Raw genomic sequence first — 15,327 nt, forward strand, 5'->3', positions numbered from 1 at the left:
CCTCAGGACGCCGCTGCAAGCGGCGGCTCTGCTTGGCCTCTTGACCCGGTATCGTCAGGCGCCACGGAAACACAGCCGCGGCCGGCGGCCTTGGCCGCATAGCAGGCAGCATCGGCCCGGGCGATGATCTCGTCGACTTCACCGCTGTTGCTGTGGATTGGCGCCAGCCCGATGCTGGCATCGATCGCATGCGGCCGGCCGTCCCAGCTGAACTGCAGGCCGCGGATGGCGTCGATGACAGAGCGTGCGGCAATCCTGGCGCCGGCGCTCGGCCCGGCTTTCAGGATGACCGCGAATTCGTCGCCGCCGAGGCGGGCCACGATATCCTCCGGCCCAAGCGCACCGCGAATGGCCTCGGCAACCCGCTTCAGCAAGGCGTCGCCGGCGGCGTGCCCGCCAGTGTCGTTGACCAGCTTGAAATGGTCCAGATCGATGAACATGAAATGATGTTCGCCCGCCGACCTGGCTGTGCCGGCCTTGCGGCTCCGGTCGACCAGTTCCTCCATGGTGCGGATAAAGCTCGAACGGTTGGCAAGGCCGGTCAGCGCATCATGCGCGGCGGCATAGGCGAGCTGGCGCTGCAAGGCGCGCGCATCGGTGAAGTCCTGGAAGACGATGACAAGACCGCAGAACTCCTGGCGGTCGTTCATGATCGGCGACACCACCTGGCGGATGCTGCAGCGTGTGTCGTCGCGACGGATGAGGACGGCGCGACTGTTCTGGTCGGCAGGGCTGGCGCTGCCGAGCGCCGGCCGCGTCATGCCGATCCTTTGCCCGGTTTCTTCGTCCACCGCCCAGTAGACATGGCCAAGCGTCTTGCCGAGCGCCTCCGCGCCAACAACGCCGGTGAGCTTTTCGGCGACCGGGTTCATGAAGGTGATGCGGTTGGCGGCATCGGTGCAGATGACGGCGTCGCCGATCGACTGCAGCGTCACCCTCAGCCGCTCCTTCTCGTCGGCCAGCATTGCCGCCGATACGATGAGGCTTTCCTCGGTTTGCTTGCGCTGGGTGATGTCGGTCAGGCTGCCGATGGCCCTGACCAGCCGTCCGTCCTTGTCGCGTTCGAGCGTCTTGCCGCGGTCGAGGATCCAGACCCAGTGGCCATCCTTGTGGCGCATCCGGAACTCGGCTTCGAAGAACGGTGTCCTGCCCTCCAGATGGGCACGATCGGCTTCGGCGACGTTTTCGCGATCGTCGGGGTGGATCATCGCCAGCCAGCGGTCGGGGTCGCCGTCCAGTTCGCCATCGGCATAGCCCAGCATCTTCACCCAGGTGGCGGAGTAGGTGGTGCCGCCCTTCCGCATATCAAGATCCCAGACGCCTTGTCCGGCGCTGGCCAGGGCAAAATTCCAGCGCGTTTCGGCTTCGGCTATGCGCGCCTCGGATTGCTTGCGCGCATCGATATCCTCGATCTGGGAGACCAGGTAGAGCGGGCTCCCGCTCTTCTCGTCGCGAATGACGGAACCGGCAAGATGGGCCCATACCGGCGTGCCGTCCTTCCTGAGGTAGCGCTTTTCGAAGTGGAAGGCGTTGACGGTGCCCGCCCGCATGCCGTCCATCGTCTCACGGCCGATCTGCACATCGTCGGGATGGGTGATCTGGAAGAAGGTCAGCGCCTCGATCTCCTGCTTGCTGTAGCCGAGCATGGCGGCGAAGGCCGGGTTGGTTTCATGGATGCGGCCGTCGAGGCCGACAATGGCGATGCCGATCGCCGAATCCTCCATGGCGCGGCGGAAACGCTGCTCGCTTTCGGCGATCTGCCGGCGGTCGTCCAGTATCCGGTAAATGAACAGGGCGGCGAGAATCAGCGCAACGGCGGCGACCGGCACCGATATCTGCAAGCATAGCTTCAGCACTTCGGCGCTGACATCGAGCCGCGACAGCAGGAGCGCGACCACGGCAGCGCAAAGCCCTCCGGCCGCAAGCACCAAAGCCACGTGACTGTCAGCCCGCAGGCTTTTTCGCTCTCGCCGCATCACTGTGCATGCCACCCCATGCGCAACACATTTCTGCAAAAAACACTGGATGATCGATTTTAAGGAAAGGTTGCGCCGGAGCCACCGGCAACACGGTGAACCCGCAAACAATTGCCGGCATGATTAAGGATCGGTGATTATTGGGCGATCTTGAACGGCCCGGTCACCAGCGCACGAAGAACCGTCCCCCGAGCGCGCCCAGACCGGCGAGGACGGCGATGGCGAGCGTGTACCAGGTGGCGACGAAAAGCGGCGAATCGTCGAAGCAGTGCGCGGCGTAGAAGGTCGCCGCCAGGCCGCCGGCGAGCAGTCCCGCGACCGCCCCGGCCAACACCGGCCGCGTCGGCGCGCCATAGCGCAGCATCCACAGGAAGACGGCAAGCGGGCCGATGCCGATCAGCGGGATGAAGCCCATGCAGATCATCATGTTGGAGCCGACCATGCGCGTGCTCCACATCGGCTCCGGCACCATGAACAGTTCGAGAGCCACCGCCACGGCCACCAGCAGCGGCGCCGCCAGCATCCAGGCCGCGGCTCTTGCCGTCGAAGCGCCCGGCGTCGACAACGCCCGGACCAGGCCAAAGGCGGTGACGGCGAGCACGATGGTGAACACGAACTTCGCCAGGAACCGCATCGTGTGCATGGCGGTCATGATGTCGGGACGCGGGCCGATGGTGAGAAAGAAGACCAGAGCCGCGATCACCGCCGCGGCTGCGGCCGCCATCAACCAGGCCGAGCGCAGCGGCATCGCCTTGCTGCTTGTGTCGGCGTCGAGTGCCTTGATGAGATCCTCCGTCCTCATGTCACTGCCGCCCGAAGCGCCCCTGCCCAAATCGCTTGGCGATCGCGGCAAGCCCGCGATGCAGCGACACCCGCACCGCCGTCTCGCTGACGCCGAGCCTGGCCGCCGTCTCGCCGATGGAGCGGCCGTCGACCGAGATCGAAGAAACGACGGAACGCTGCGCAGCCGGCAGTCCGTCCAGCGCCCGGTTGATGTCGCGTTCGCTGACGGTCTCGGTTTCCGGCTCGGCAAAGGTCTCGGCGATCTCGTCGATCTCGATTTCGATGCGCCGTCCGCGCCGCCGGAAAGCATCGATCAGCTTGAAGCGGGCTATCGCATAGATCCATGGCAACACCGGCGCGTCCTGGCGCCAGGTATGCCGTTTCACATGAATGGCCAGCAAGGTTTCCTGCACGACATCCTCGGGATCGACCCCGCCCTGTACGATCTTGCGCCTCGCAAAGCCGCGAACCAGCGCGGCGATCCGGTGCAAAAAGTCGGCGTAGGCCCTTTCATCTCCCGCGATCGCGGCCCGCATCAGCCGGGAAAGCTCGGCCTCATCCTTGCCGCTCACAAGAGTTCACTCCCCGATCTTCGCGCCTCGGCATCGATTTGTTACGTGTCCGGCGAAATGATGTCCAAGCCAAAGTGCCGCAAAATCACGAAAGTTTGCGGGAGCGGCGACCGATTGAAGCAGCCGAGCAATGTTGACTACTGCTGTCAGGTATCGATAGGTGCAGCCTGCGAAACCAGAACCACCGAGATTGAGGATGACGCCATGAGATACACGCTCTCCACCCTAGCGGGGGCCACAGCGCTGGCCGTGAGCATGATCGCCGGGCCGGCGATGGCCGCGGATGCCGGCATCATCGTCTACAACGCCCAGCATGAGAGCCTGGCCAAGGAATGGGTCGAAGGTTTCACCAAGGAAACCGGCATCAAGGTCACGCTGCGCAATGGCGGCGACAGCGATTTCTCCAACCAGATCGTCGCCGAGGGCGCTTCTTCGCCGGCCGACGTGTTCCTGACCGAAAACTCGCCGGCGATGACCCTGGTCGAAGCGGCGGGCCTTTTCGCGCCGGTCGACGCCGACACGCTGGCGCAAGTCCCGGCCGAATTCCAGCCGAGCAGCGGCAGATGGGTGGGTGTCGCGGCGCGCAGCACCGTCTTTGCCTACAACAAAACCAAGCTCACGGCCGAAAAGCTGCCCAAATCGATGCTCGATCTCGCCGATCCGAGCTGGAAAGGCCGCTGGGCAGCCTCGCCTTCCGGCGCCGATTTTCAGGCCATCGTCAGCGCGCTGCTCGAGCTCAAGGGCGAAGCCGCAACCGCCGACTGGCTGAAGGCCATGAAGGAGAATTTCACCGCCTACAAGGGCAACGGCACGGTGATGAAGGCGGTCAATGCCGGCGAGATCGAAGGCGGAATCATCTACCACTATTACTATTTCGGCGATCAGGCAAAGACCGGCGAAAACAGCAAGAACGTCGAACTGCATTATTTCAAGAACCAGGATCCCGGCGCTTTCGTCTCGATCTCCGGCGGCGGCGTGCTCGCCTCGAGCAAACACCCGAAGGAAGCCCAGGCGTTCCTCAAATGGGTGACCGGGAAAGGCGGCCAGGACGTGCTGAAGACCGGCACGTCCTTCGAATACGCTATCGGCAAGGACGCGCAGTCCAATCCCAAGCTGGTGCCGCTGGCCGACCTGCAGGCGCCGAAGGTCGATCCGGCGACACTGAACTCCAAAAAGGTGACGGACCTGATGACGGCAGCCGGCTTGCTTTAGGCTGGGTTCGTCCTAAAAGGGCAACGATTGCGCTCCTGCCGGACTTTCCGCAGGAGCGCTCTGTTTTCGAGATGGCATTGTCCATGACAACACATTGCGTTTCCGGCCGCGCCTGCGGCGCCCCCGCCCCGGCGGCAGTGGCGCGGTCGAGCTGATGCAAACTGCGGTCGATCTCGCACGTTCAGGCCAGACAGTCGGGCGGTCCCGCCGGAAGCCCATGTCATCCTGGATCGCGCTTGCCGCCATAATCGTCTCGCTGCTGTCGCTGCTGCCGCTGGCGTTCATCATCTGGATCGGTGTGCAGATCGGCTGGGACACTGCTTCGGCCCTGGTCTTCCGGCCGCGCGTCGGCGAACTTCTGGTCAACACCGTGCTTCTGGTGGCGCTCACCGTGCCGATCGCCACCGTGCTGTCGGTGACGCTGGCATGGCTGACCGAGCGCAGCGACCTGCCCGGCGCCCGCCTGTGGGCTTGGCTGTCGGTGGCGCCGCTCGCCATCCCCGCCTTCGTGCATTCCTACGCCTGGATCACCATGGTGCCGACCTTGCACGGCCTGTGGGCCGGCGTGCTGGTCTCGGTTCTCGCCTATTTCCCGTTCCTCTATCTGCCGCTGGCGGCGGCTCTGCGCCGGCTCGATCCTGCTTTGGAGGACGCAGCCGCAGCACTCGGCCTTGGACCATGGCGGGTGTTTTGGCGTGTCGTGCTGCCGCAGCTGAGACTGGCCATTTGCGGCGGCGCGCTGCTGGTCGGCCTGCATCTGCTGGCCGAATACGGCCTCTACGTCTTCATCCGCTTCGACACTTTCACCACCGCGATCGTCGACCAGTTCCAGTCGACCTTCAACGGCCCCGCCGCCAACATGCTGGCCGGCGTCCTGGTGACATGCTGCTTCGTGCTGCTCGCTCTGGAGGTGCTGGTGCGCGGCGAAGAGCGCTATGCCCGCGTCGGCTCAGGCGCGGCGCGCCACCGGCAGCGCTCGAGGCTCGGGCGCGCCACGCTGGCTTGCCTGGCTCTGCCTGCCGTCACCACGCTGCTCGCCTTCGGCGTGCCCTTCGTCACCATCGGCCGCTGGCTGGTCGCCGGCGGCGCCGATGTCTGGCGTTTGGACGAGATCGGCCTGGCGCTTGGCCAGACACTGTTCCTGGCGCTGGCCGGCGCCTTGCTTGCGACCATCGCCGCCATGCCGATGGCCTGGATCTCGATCCGCGCGCCGGGACCGCTGCAGCGGCTGCTCGAAGGCTGCAACTACATTGTCGGTTCGCTGCCCGGCGTGGTCATCGCGCTGGCCTTGGTCACCATTACCGTGCGCATCGCCATGCCGCTCTACCAGACGCTGTTCACAATCCTGGTCGCCTATGCCCTGATGTTCCTGCCGCGCGCCTTGATCAGCCTCAGAGCCTCGATCGCACAGGCGCCGGTCGAGCTCGAACGCGCCGCCGCCAGCCTTGGCCGGCCGCCGCTGAAGGCGCTTTGGTCGACAACGATTCGCCTGTCGGCGCCGGGGGCTGCGGCCGGCATGGCGCTGGTCGCGCTCGGCATCATGAACGAGCTGACCGCCACCCAGATGCTGGCGCCCAACGGCACGCGCACGCTGGCCATGGCGTTCTGGTCCTATAGCGGCGAGATCGACTATGCCTCCGCCGCCCCTTACGCCTTCATCATGGTGGCGATGTCGCTGCCGCTGACCTGGCTGCTCTATGTCCAGTCGAAACGGATGGCCGGGCGATGAGCTTTCTCGAAATCAGTGGCCTCACCAAGCACTACGGCCCGGTCGCAGCCCTTGCCGGCATCGAGCTCAGCGCCGCAAGCGGCAGTCGCACCGCGATCGTCGGCCCGTCCGGCTGCGGCAAGACGACGTTGCTGCGGCTGATCGCCGGCTTCGAGGCGCCCGACCAGGGCCGCGTCGTGCTCGACGGCGAGGTGCTGGCCAATGGCGGCCATGCGGTGCCGGCGCACCGCCGCGGCATCGGCCTGGTGGCGCAGGATGGCGCCCTGTTCCCGCATCTCAGCATCGGCGACAATATCGGCTTTGGCATGGCCCGCGGCGAGGACCAGCGCGCCGAGCGCATCGCCGAGCTCGCCTATACCGTCGGGCTGGACAAGGCGATCCTCAAGCGCCGCCCGCACCAGCTCTCCGGCGGCCAGCAGCAGCGCGTGGCGCTGGCCCGCGCCATGGCGATGAAGCCCAGGCTGATGCTTCTCGACGAACCGTTCTCGGCGCTCGACACCGGTCTGCGCGCCTCGATGCGCAAGGCGGTCGCCGAACTACTCGAAGCCGCCGGCATCACCACCATCCTGGTCACCCACGACCAGGCCGAGGCGCTGTCCTTCGCCAGCCAGGTGGCGGTCATGCGCGACGGAAGGTTCTCTCAGATCGGCACACCGCGAGAACTCTATCTGCAGCCGAAAGACCGCATGGTTGCCGAGTTTCTTGGCGACGCCATCATCTTGCCGGCAAAGATTTCAGGCGGCTTCGCCACCTCCTCGCTTGGTCGCATAGCCGTCGACTCGAAGGAGCGGCGCGACATCGCCCGCATCATGCTGCGACCGGAGCAGGTGCAGGTAAAGCGCACGTCGCGCGAAGGCATGTCGGGTCCTGCGGGCACGATATTCGCCGAGGTGACGGACTCGGAATTCGCAGGCTCGATGTGCACCATTGCCGTGCGGCTGTTGAACAACCCCGATCCGCCGGACGCCGCGGCGATCGGCAGCACACCGCTGACCTTACGCAAGCCGGGAATCGACGCACCTGCCGTCGGCGAGATCGTGCGTCTGACAGTTTCCGGCAAGGCGCATGTCTTCGCCTGAACTGCCGATGCGTCGGATTGGCGCGAGCGGCTGCGTCAATCGACTCGTTTCCCAGCATTGTCGAACCAATGCAGCTTCTCGGCCCTGGCCACGACGCGCAGTTGATCGCCGGGTTTGGCCGTGGCGCGGCCGGCCACACGCACGACGATGCGGTTGCCGCCGGCGGCACAGTGAAGAAAGCTTTCGGCTCCCACAGGTTCGACCGCCTCGACCGCCGCAGGCAGAATAAGCGCGCCGGATGATGCCTCGGCACTGAAGGTGACGTCGGCATCCTCAGGGCGGAAGCCAAGCGTGGCGGCGTTCGTAGGCGCGAAGTCAACCGTCTTGCCGTCGGTCAGCGCCGGACCAGCCGGTCCTTGCGAAAGAGGCAGAAGGTTCATCGGCGGCGCTCCGATGAAGGAGGCGACGAAGGTCGATGCCGGCTTCTCGTAGATGTCGAGCGGCGCGCCCGTCTGCTCGACCAACCCGCCATTCATGACGACGAGAATATCGGCCAGCGTCATCGCCTCAAGCTGGTCGTGGGTGACGTAGACCGAGGTGACACCGAGCGAGCGCTGCAAATTCTTGATTTCGACCCGCATCTGGCCGCGCAGTTTGGCGTCGAGGTTGGAAAGCGGTTCGTCGAACAGGAAGACTTTTGGATTGCGCACGATTGCGCGACCCATGGCCACGCGCTGGCGCTGGCCGCCGGAAAGCTCGCGCGGGCGCCGGTCGAGCAGCGCCGTGAGCTCCAGCACCTTGGCGGTCGAGCGAACCCTGCTGTCGATCTCGTCCTTGGGAGTACCCCGGTTGCGCAACCCGTAGGCCATGTTGTCGTAGACCTTCATATGTGGATAGAGCGCATAGTTCTGGAACACCATGGCGATGTCGCGCTCGGTCGGACCGATCGTGTTGACGATCTTGCCGTCGATGGCGACGGTGCCGGAAGAAATGGTCTCAAGCCCGGCGATCATCCGCAGCAGCGTGGACTTGCCGCAGCCGGACGGCCCAACCAGCACGCAAAGCTCCTTGTCGGGAATGGCGATCGAGACACCCCTCACCGCCTCGACGCCGCCGGGATAGACTTTCTTCACATCCTTCAGATCGATGGTCGCCATCAGCTTCTCACTTTTCGGTATCGACCAGTCCGCGCACGAACCAGCGTTGCATCAGCACCACGATCAGGATCGGCGGCAGTATGGCCAGCATCGCGGTGACCATGACCAGATGCCATTGGGTATCGGCATCGGCGAAGGAGACCATTTTTCTAAGTGCGATGACGATGGTGTTCATGTCATTGCTGTTGGTGACGAGCAGCGGCCACAGGTACTGCGTCCAGCCATAAATGAAGAGGATGACGAACAGCGCCGCGATGTTGGTGCGCGACAGCGGCAGCAGGATGTCGAAAAAGAATCGCCATGGTCCGGCGCCGTCGACACGCGCCGCTTCCACCAACTCACCTGGGATGGTCATGAAGAACTGGCGAAACAGAAGCGTGGCGGTGGCCGAGGCGATCAGCGGAATGATCAGGCCGGCATAGGTGTCGATCATGCCGAGATCGACCATCACCTTGTAGGTCGGCAGGATGCGCACCTCGACGGGAAGCATCAGCGTGATGAAGATCAGCCAGAAGAAGACCATCCGAAGCGGAAAACGGAAGAACACGATCGCATAGGCCGAAAGGATCGAGATGAAAATCTTCCCCACCGCGATGCCGAGCGCCATGATCGTGGTGTTGAGCAGCAATCGGCCGACACTGACGCCGCCGATGCGGCCGACACCGCCGAACAGCGCCTCGCTGTAATTGTTCCAGACCTGGTCGCCGGGCAAAAGAGGCAATGGCGGCTTGAGGATGGTCTGCAGCGTCTGCGTGGAGGCAACGAAGGTGTAGTAGATCGGGAAAGCGACGATCAGGATGCCCAGGATGAGCACGGCGTGGGCGATGAGGGCGCGAAGCGGGGACTGACCAATCATCGCTCGCGCTCAACCGTAGTGGACTTTGCGTTCCACATAGCGGAACTGGATGGCCGTGAGTGAGATGACGATGACCATCAGGATGACCGACTGCGCGGCCGAATCGCCGAGGATCAAATTGACGAAACCGTCATTGTAGACCTTGTAGACCAGCGTCTCGGTGGCCTTGCCTGGCCCGCCGCCGGTGACGGCATGAACGATACCGAAAGTGTCGAACAGCGCATAGACAGTGTTGACGACCAGCAGGAAGAAGGTCGTCGGTGCGAGCAGCGGGAAGACGATGGTCCAGAAGCGCTTCGTCTCCCCGGCGCCGTCCATGGCCGCCGCCTCTATCAACGTCTTCGGCACCGCCTGCAGCCCGGCGACGAAGAACAGGAAATTGTAGCTGATCTGCTTCCAGGCAGCCGCAGATACCAGCAGGATCATGGCTTGGTTTCCGTTAAGCAAGGGATCCCAGGCGATGCCGAGACCTCTCAAGGCGTAGGCCAGCGAACCGATCGAGGGGTTGAACAGAAACAGCCACAACATGCCGGCAATCGCCGGCGCCACCGCATACGGCCAGATCAGCAGCGTGCGATAAAGGCCTTTGCCGCGCACCACCTTCTCGGCCATGACGGCAAGCAACAGGGCCACACCCATGGCGACCATCGCGGTCGCCAGAGAGAACACCAGCGTAACTTTGATCGAGTTGAGGTAGGCCGGGTCGGCCAGCACCTTGCGAAAATTGGCGAGCCCGACGAACTTGCTCTTCAGCCCGAACGGGTCTTCCCTAAGCATCGACTGGTAGAGCGCCTGCCCGGTCGGCCAGTAGAAAAAGATCAGCGTAATGGCGAGTTGCGGCGCCACCAGCAGGTAAGGCAGGGTCTTGTTGGGAAAGACGACGCGTGGAGACAGGGTGATTCCCTCGCTATTCAGGAAATCGTCCACGCGGGTCCGCGTGGACGAGGTTCAACTGACAATCGCTTCAGTTTCCGATCGCTTCCTGAATCGCCTTGTTGCCGCGTGCGACCGCGTTGTCGAGCGCCTGCTGCGCAGTCTGCTGGCCGGCCAGCATCTTCTCGAACTCCTCATTCTCGATGTCGCGCACCTGCGGCAGGTTGACGAGGCGCACGCCCTTCGAGTTCTCGGTCGGCGCCTTGCCCAGCATCTGCAGGATCGGCGTCTCACGGCCCGGGTTCTTGTCATAGAAGCCGGACTTCTTGGTCGCCTCATAGGCAGCGAGCGTCACCGGCAGATAACCCGACTTCTGGTGCAGATACTCCTGCACTTCGGTCTTGGACAGGTAGGAGAAGAACGCCGCGACGCCCTTGTATTCCTCGTCCGATTTGTTGCCGAATACCCACAGGCTGGCGCCGCCCGGCGTGGTGTTCTGGGGCGCGCCCTTGGCGTCACTATCATAGGGAAGCTGGCCGATGCCGTAGTTCATGCCCGATTTGACGATGTCACCGAGACCCCCCGACGATTCGGTGAAGATGCCGCATTCTCCGGCAAGAAAGATCTGCTTGGCTTCGGATGTACGGCCGCCATATTTGAAGGTGCCGTCCTTGGCCAGGTCGGCGAGCGCCTGGAAATGATTGACGAAGATCGGCGCATTGATCTTGAGCTCGACGTCGGTTCCGGCAAGTCCGTTCTGGTTGGTGCCATAGGAAACGTCGTTCCAGGCGGCGAAGGCCTCAAGGTGGATCCAGGTCAACCACGTCGAGGTATAGCCGCAGGAAGCGGCGCCGCTCGCCTTGATCTTCTTGGCGGCTTCCCACACCTCGTTCCAGGTCTTTGGCGGATTGTTCACGTCAAGCCCGGCCTTCTGGAAGATATCCTTGTTGTAATAGAGGATGGGCGACGAGGAATTATAGGGGAAGGACAGCATGGTCCCGTCCGGCTTCGAATAGTAGCCGACGATGCCGGGCAAATACTCGCTCTTGTCGAAGGTCACGCCGGCGCTGGTCAGCACATCGGCCACCGGCTTGATCGCACCTTCGGCGGCCATCATGACGCCGGTACCCACGTCGAACACCTGGATGATGTCGGGCGCTTGCCCCGCACGAAAGGCAGCGATGCCGGCATTCAGCGTTTCGGGATAGGTGCCCTTGAAAACAGGGAGAATTTCATAGTCGCTCTGGCTGGCATTGAAATCCTTGGCGATCTTGTCGACCACCTCGGCATTGGCGCCGGTCATTGCATGCCACCAACTGATCTGGGTGGCGGCGAAGGCGGAGGTGGTGGAAAGCAGGGTCAAGGTGGCGGCAACACCGGCCGCAAAGCCGAACAACTTCATGTTTCATCTCCCGTTTGTCATTGGCGAAAGGGGCGCTCCCGCGAACGCAATATGTGTCGCTGATGACAATCGGACAACGGATTTGTTGCTGTTTCGTGAATTTCATACCCGGCTAACTTCGCGCCCCCTCGCCTTGCAACGAGGACAGAGAGAAATGCCAAGCCGGCTCAGCGATAGAATGGGGCATGGTGGGCCTGCAAGGATCGCCGACCGCCCAGCAATGCGTGAAGGGCCCGCGTGACAGCGCCACGCACCTGCACCGTGCGGCCGCCAAACCGGCGCTCGGCCAGATCGAGATCGGCCGAGCGGCATCGCGCCAGGCGCTGCTGTAACCGTGCGTCTGGAATGAGACAGGATCGCCGCAACGTACAACCCGAAAAACCCGCTGTAGTTGTAGTTCGCATAACCGATTCTTCGTCAAGCGTGGCATACTAATCAAGTGGACGGCTTGATTGCTGTGGGAGAGCAGGTGGGGCGAGATGCTGACGGTCTATAATTGTATCGTGCATGAGCACGATCTGAGACTGGTCGCACTGGCAGCGCTCATTTGCGGTATTTCTTCCTTCTCGGCGGTCAACCTGCTTCGCCATGTCGACCGCTCGAGCGAGCGCAACCGCTATACCTGGCTGATGATAGCAGCCACTTCCACCGGCTTCGGTATCTGGGCGACGCACTTCATCGCAATGCTTGCCTTTTCTCCCGGAATCCCCAACGCCTACAATACGGAAATGTCGGCGCTTTCGCTCGCCGGTTCCGTCGCCCTGACCGCTGCGGGCATGTGGATCGCCACCTTGCGCCGGGGCATCGACTACCCTCTGGTCGGCGGCGCGGTCCTCGGCGCTGGTATCGCCGCCATGCACTATATCGGCATGGCCGCCTTCGAGGTCGAAGGGCGCATCGTCTGGAACCCGCTGCTGGTCGGCGTCTCGGTGCTGACAGGCGTCACCCTCGCCGCGCTGGCGCTGCTGGTCGTGTTGCGACGGCCGTCCATGCAGGCCACAATCGCCGCCGCCATCCTGTTGACGCTGGCGATCTGCAGCCTGCACTTCATCGCCATGGGCGCGGTGTCGATCTTCCCGGACTCCTCCATCGAGATATCGCAGTTCACGGTCGAACCGGTGTCGCAGGCCTTCGCCGCCGCTGCAGTCAGCATGGCTATCCTGGTGCTTTCAGCCGCAGCATTGTGGATCGACCTTCGCTTCCGGCGTCACAAGCTCGAGGCCGAGCGCATGCACGGCCTCGCCAACGCCGCCGTCGAGGGGCTGATCGTCTGCGACGGCGCCCGCATCGTCAGCGCCAATGACAGCATCGCGGCACTCACCGGCATTGCGCCGGAAGTGCTGAACGCGATGCTGCTTGGCGACCTCTTCGGCGAACGCACCGCGGCCGGCATGTCCGACTGCAGCGGACAGGCACAGGAAGCCGAACTCAGAGCCCATGACGGCGCCACCATCCCCGTCGAACTTATCGCCAGAAGCATCGACTATTGCGGCAAGCGGCACAGCGTGGTCGCCGTGCGCGACATCCGCGAACGCAGGAAGGCCGAGCAGGAGATACTGCGCCTCGCCCATTTCGACCCGCTGACCGGGCTCCCCAACCGCCGCAGTTTCTCCGGCCGGCTCGAGGCCGAAATTGCCGCAATGGACCGCGGCGGCAAGGGCGGGCATCTTGCGCTGCTGCTGCTAGACCTCGACCGCTTCAAGGAAGTGAACGACCTGTTCGGGCACGGCGCCGGCGATGCCATGCTGCAGAAGGTGGCGCTATGCGCCTCCGCCGTGCTCCGCCACGGACAGATGCTGGCGCGTCTCGGCGGCGACGAGTTCGCCATCATCGCTCCGAACCTTCCCGATCCGCAGGCGGCCGGCCGCATCGCCGAGGCGGTGCTGGCGGCCATGCGCGAGGAAAACCGGCTGTCGGTCGGTGGCGGGCTGGTGTCGGCCAGCATCGGCATTGCACTTTATCCGCTCGACGCCGATGAGCCGACACTCCTGGTCAGCCACGCCGACACCGCGCTCTACCGCGCCAAGGCCGAGGGCAAGGACACCTACCGTTACTTCGAGGCCTCGATGGGCGCCGAGGCGCGAGACCGGCGCGTGATGGAGCACGAACTGCGCCAGGCCATGGCGCGCGATGAGTTTCGCCTCGTTTACCAGCCACAAAAGGAGATCAGCAGCGGGCGGATGGTCGGGTTCGAAGCGCTGATCCGCTGGCGCCATCCGCAGCGCGGCGACGTGTCGCCGGCGACCTTCATCCCGGTGGCCGAAGACAGCGGCGTCATCATCCAGATCGGCGAATGGGTGCTGGCGACGGCCTGCGCCGAGGCTGCGCGCTGGAAGAACCCTCTCACCGTCGCGGTCAATGTCTCGGCGGTGCAGCTCCACAATCCGAATTTCAGCCGCAAGGTGCATGAAGTCCTGCTCGGCTCCGGCCTGACGCCCGGCAGGCTCGAACTCGAGATCACCGAAACGGCGCTGGTCAAGGACATGCCGCGCGCGCTGGCGACCTTGCGCCAGGTGAAGGCGCTTGGCGTGCGTGTGGCGATGGACGATTTCGGCACCGGCTACTCCTCGCTGTCCAATCTCCGCGCCTTCCCCTTCGACAAGATCAAGATCGACGGCTCATTCATCAAATCAGTCGACAGCAACGGCCAGGTGGCAGCCATCGTGCGCGCCGTTCTGGGGCTTGGCCGCGGTCTCGGCCTGCCGGTTCTGGCCGAGGGCGTCGAGACGCTGGGCGAGCTGAAATTCCTCGACGCCGAGGCCTGCGAGATCGGCCAGGGCTATTATCTAGGCCGGCCGAGCCCGATCGAGGCGTTCAGCGAACTGACCGGCGTCGCGGCGCCGGCGGCACAAGAGGACGCCAGCGTCAAACAACGCGGCGGCAGCATCTTGATGCTGCCGCCGGCGGCGGCCCTGCGCTCAGCCTAGAGCAATTTCAGGAAAAGTGTGAAACGGTTTTCCGTCCGAAATTGCGTCGAAACAAAAAAGTTAGCGCGGGTAGCCGTTTCGACGAAACGGTGAACCGCTCTAAGGGGCGAGTGCGGCCTCGACCAGGCGCTTGGCATCCGGTCCTGACCATTCGGCCGGTCCGTTCATATGCGCGATCAGGCAGCCTTCGCCATCGATCAGCATGGTGACGGGGAGGCCTAGCGCCAAGCCACGCGTCTTGACGTCGTTGAACAGCGCCAGCGTCGAATCGCGGTAGTAGCCGAGCGACCCGATGCCGATATCGGCGAGGAACTTCTTGGGCTTCACATCGTCGCCGGCATCGACATTGACCGCGACCACTTCGAAGGCATCGCTGCCCTTTTCCTTCTGCAAGGCGTCGAGCGCCGGCATTTCGGCGCGGCAGGGCGCGCACCACGTTGCCCACAGATTGAGCAGCACGGTCTTGCCGGCATGATCGGCGAGCGTCATCGGCTTGCCGTCGGGACCGTTGAAGGCGAGACTTTCCAGCGATTGCGGCGGATCGGCGGGCAGCAATGCCGCAACCTGGCCGGTGGCCGCGGCGGCAACTTTTTTGGCGCGGTCGCTCTTGGCGGCGCAGGCGACGTCGTCCTTGCTGTTGCCCGCGCCGGCCGCAGGTGCGCTGCCGGTGGCTGCGTTGTTGCCAGACCCGCTCTCGCTGACATATACCGCGACCGCGCCGGCCAGCACGCCCGCCAGCAAAGCGGCGAGGATCAGGCGCGGGGCCGGGAAGTATCTGTTACCGTCTGCCATTTTTCTAAGACTGCTCCGGAGCACGGGTT

The 15,327-nt window shown here is 64.0% G+C and carries 13 protein-coding genes; 5 read left to right on the forward strand and 8 right to left on the reverse strand.

The features are described from left to right. Positions 1–2: 2 nt before the first annotated feature. From ACYG97_RS19720 to ACYG97_RS19730, 3 genes are all read right to left on the reverse strand, one after another. Positions 3–1,937 carry a PAS domain S-box protein gene (locus tag ACYG97_RS19720; protein ID WP_050587141.1) on the reverse strand — a complete coding sequence of 645 codons (1,935 nt, stop codon included), beginning with the start codon at positions 1,935–1,937 and terminating at the stop codon, positions 3–5. Between the two features lie 202 nt (positions 1,938–2,139). Next, positions 2,140–2,778 carry an NrsF family protein gene (locus ACYG97_RS19725; RefSeq protein WP_023671666.1) on the reverse strand — a complete coding sequence of 213 codons (639 nt, stop codon included), beginning with the start codon at positions 2,776–2,778 and terminating at the stop codon, positions 2,140–2,142. A 1-nt stretch (position 2,779) separates the two neighbouring features. Beyond that, a complete protein-coding gene (locus tag ACYG97_RS19730; RefSeq protein ID WP_023671665.1) occupies positions 2,780–3,331 on the reverse strand; it encodes a sigma-70 family RNA polymerase sigma factor in 552 nt (183 codons plus the stop codon). 204 nt (positions 3,332–3,535) lie between these two features. Between ACYG97_RS19730 and ACYG97_RS19735 the strand changes: the two genes are divergently transcribed. The 3 genes from ACYG97_RS19735 to ACYG97_RS19745 all read left to right on the forward strand — a co-directional run bounded on the left by ACYG97_RS19735 (position 3,536) and on the right by ACYG97_RS19745 (position 7,351). Continuing rightward, on the forward strand, positions 3,536–4,543 hold the full coding sequence (locus ACYG97_RS19735) for an iron ABC transporter substrate-binding protein (protein ID WP_023685327.1): 1,008 nt from the start codon (positions 3,536–3,538) through the stop codon (positions 4,541–4,543). 154 nt (positions 4,544–4,697) lie between these two features. Continuing rightward, positions 4,698–6,272: an ABC transporter permease gene (locus ACYG97_RS19740; protein ID WP_023734600.1), complete on the forward strand. Its 1,575-nt coding sequence runs from the start codon at positions 4,698–4,700 to the stop codon at positions 6,270–6,272. Beyond that, positions 6,269–7,351, forward strand: coding sequence for an ABC transporter ATP-binding protein (locus ACYG97_RS19745; RefSeq protein ID WP_023704309.1), 1,083 nt, complete (start codon positions 6,269–6,271; stop codon positions 7,349–7,351). The genes ACYG97_RS19740 and ACYG97_RS19745 overlap by 4 nt, the downstream gene beginning before the upstream one ends. Positions 7,352–7,386: 35 nt before the next feature. On the opposite strand, the gene ACYG97_RS19750 is transcribed toward ACYG97_RS19745, so the two are convergent. The 4 genes from ACYG97_RS19750 to ugpB form a co-directional block, all read right to left on the reverse strand. Next, positions 7,387–8,448 carry a sn-glycerol-3-phosphate import ATP-binding protein UgpC gene (locus tag ACYG97_RS19750; RefSeq protein ID WP_023673333.1) on the reverse strand — a complete coding sequence of 354 codons (1,062 nt, stop codon included), beginning with the start codon at positions 8,446–8,448 and terminating at the stop codon, positions 7,387–7,389. A 7-nt stretch (positions 8,449–8,455) separates the two neighbouring features. Then, positions 8,456–9,304, reverse strand: coding sequence for a sn-glycerol-3-phosphate ABC transporter permease UgpE (gene ugpE / locus ACYG97_RS19755; RefSeq protein WP_023694018.1), 849 nt, complete (start codon positions 9,302–9,304; stop codon positions 8,456–8,458). Positions 9,305–9,313: 9 nt separating this feature from the next. Continuing rightward, complete coding sequence (gene ugpA / locus ACYG97_RS19760) at positions 9,314–10,198, reverse strand: sn-glycerol-3-phosphate ABC transporter permease UgpA (protein ID WP_023685330.1); 885 nt, start codon at positions 10,196–10,198, stop codon at positions 9,314–9,316. A gap of 70 nt (positions 10,199–10,268) precedes the next feature. Then, a complete protein-coding gene (ugpB, locus tag ACYG97_RS19765) occupies positions 10,269–11,579 on the reverse strand; it encodes a sn-glycerol-3-phosphate ABC transporter substrate-binding protein UgpB (RefSeq protein ID WP_023734601.1) in 1,311 nt (436 codons plus the stop codon). Between the two features lie 185 nt (positions 11,580–11,764). Between ugpB and ACYG97_RS19770 the strand changes: the two genes are divergently transcribed. Both ACYG97_RS19770 and ACYG97_RS19775 read left to right on the forward strand, forming a co-directional pair. Beyond that, the gene (locus ACYG97_RS19770; RefSeq protein ID WP_023734602.1) at positions 11,765–11,911 is read left to right on the forward strand and encodes a hypothetical protein; all 147 of its coding nucleotides are present in this window, start codon (positions 11,765–11,767) and stop codon (positions 11,909–11,911) included. A 147-nt stretch (positions 11,912–12,058) separates the two neighbouring features. Further along, complete coding sequence (locus tag ACYG97_RS19775; RefSeq protein WP_023734603.1) at positions 12,059–14,506, forward strand: bifunctional diguanylate cyclase/phosphodiesterase; 2,448 nt, start codon at positions 12,059–12,061, stop codon at positions 14,504–14,506. A gap of 99 nt (positions 14,507–14,605) precedes the next feature. Here ACYG97_RS19775 and tlpA read toward each other — a convergent pair whose 3' ends face one another. Beyond that, positions 14,606–15,298: a thiol:disulfide interchange protein TlpA gene (gene tlpA / locus ACYG97_RS19780; RefSeq protein WP_023734604.1), complete on the reverse strand. Its 693-nt coding sequence runs from the start codon at positions 15,296–15,298 to the stop codon at positions 14,606–14,608. Positions 15,299–15,327 lie beyond the last annotated feature (29 nt).

This window comes from Mesorhizobium sp. W067, assembly GCF_054719525.1.

What these genes read in the sequence shown, in the direction of transcription:
- tlpA (WP_023734604.1), bottom strand. Translation starts at nt 15,298, where the DNA reads ATGGCAGACGGTAACAGATACTTCCCGGCCCCGCGCCTGATCCTCGCC.
- ugpE (WP_023694018.1), bottom strand. Translation starts at nt 9,304, where the DNA reads ATGATTGGTCAGTCCCCGCTTCGCGCCCTCATCGCCCACGCCGTGCTC.
- ACYG97_RS19750 (WP_023673333.1), bottom strand. Translation starts at nt 8,448, where the DNA reads ATGGCGACCATCGATCTGAAGGATGTGAAGAAAGTCTATCCCGGCGGC.
- ACYG97_RS19725 (WP_023671666.1), bottom strand. Translation starts at nt 2,778, where the DNA reads ATGAGGACGGAGGATCTCATCAAGGCACTCGACGCCGACACAAGCAGC.
- ACYG97_RS19735 (WP_023685327.1), top strand. Translation starts at nt 3,536, where the DNA reads ATGAGATACACGCTCTCCACCCTAGCGGGGGCCACAGCGCTGGCCGTG.
- ACYG97_RS19770 (WP_023734602.1), top strand. Translation starts at nt 11,765, where the DNA reads ATGGTGGGCCTGCAAGGATCGCCGACCGCCCAGCAATGCGTGAAGGGC.
- ACYG97_RS19775 (WP_023734603.1), top strand. Translation starts at nt 12,059, where the DNA reads ATGCTGACGGTCTATAATTGTATCGTGCATGAGCACGATCTGAGACTG.
- ACYG97_RS19745 (WP_023704309.1), top strand. Translation starts at nt 6,269, where the DNA reads ATGAGCTTTCTCGAAATCAGTGGCCTCACCAAGCACTACGGCCCGGTC.
- ugpB (WP_023734601.1), bottom strand. Translation starts at nt 11,579, where the DNA reads ATGAAGTTGTTCGGCTTTGCGGCCGGTGTTGCCGCCACCTTGACCCTG.
- ACYG97_RS19740 (WP_023734600.1), top strand. Translation starts at nt 4,698, where the DNA reads ATGCAAACTGCGGTCGATCTCGCACGTTCAGGCCAGACAGTCGGGCGG.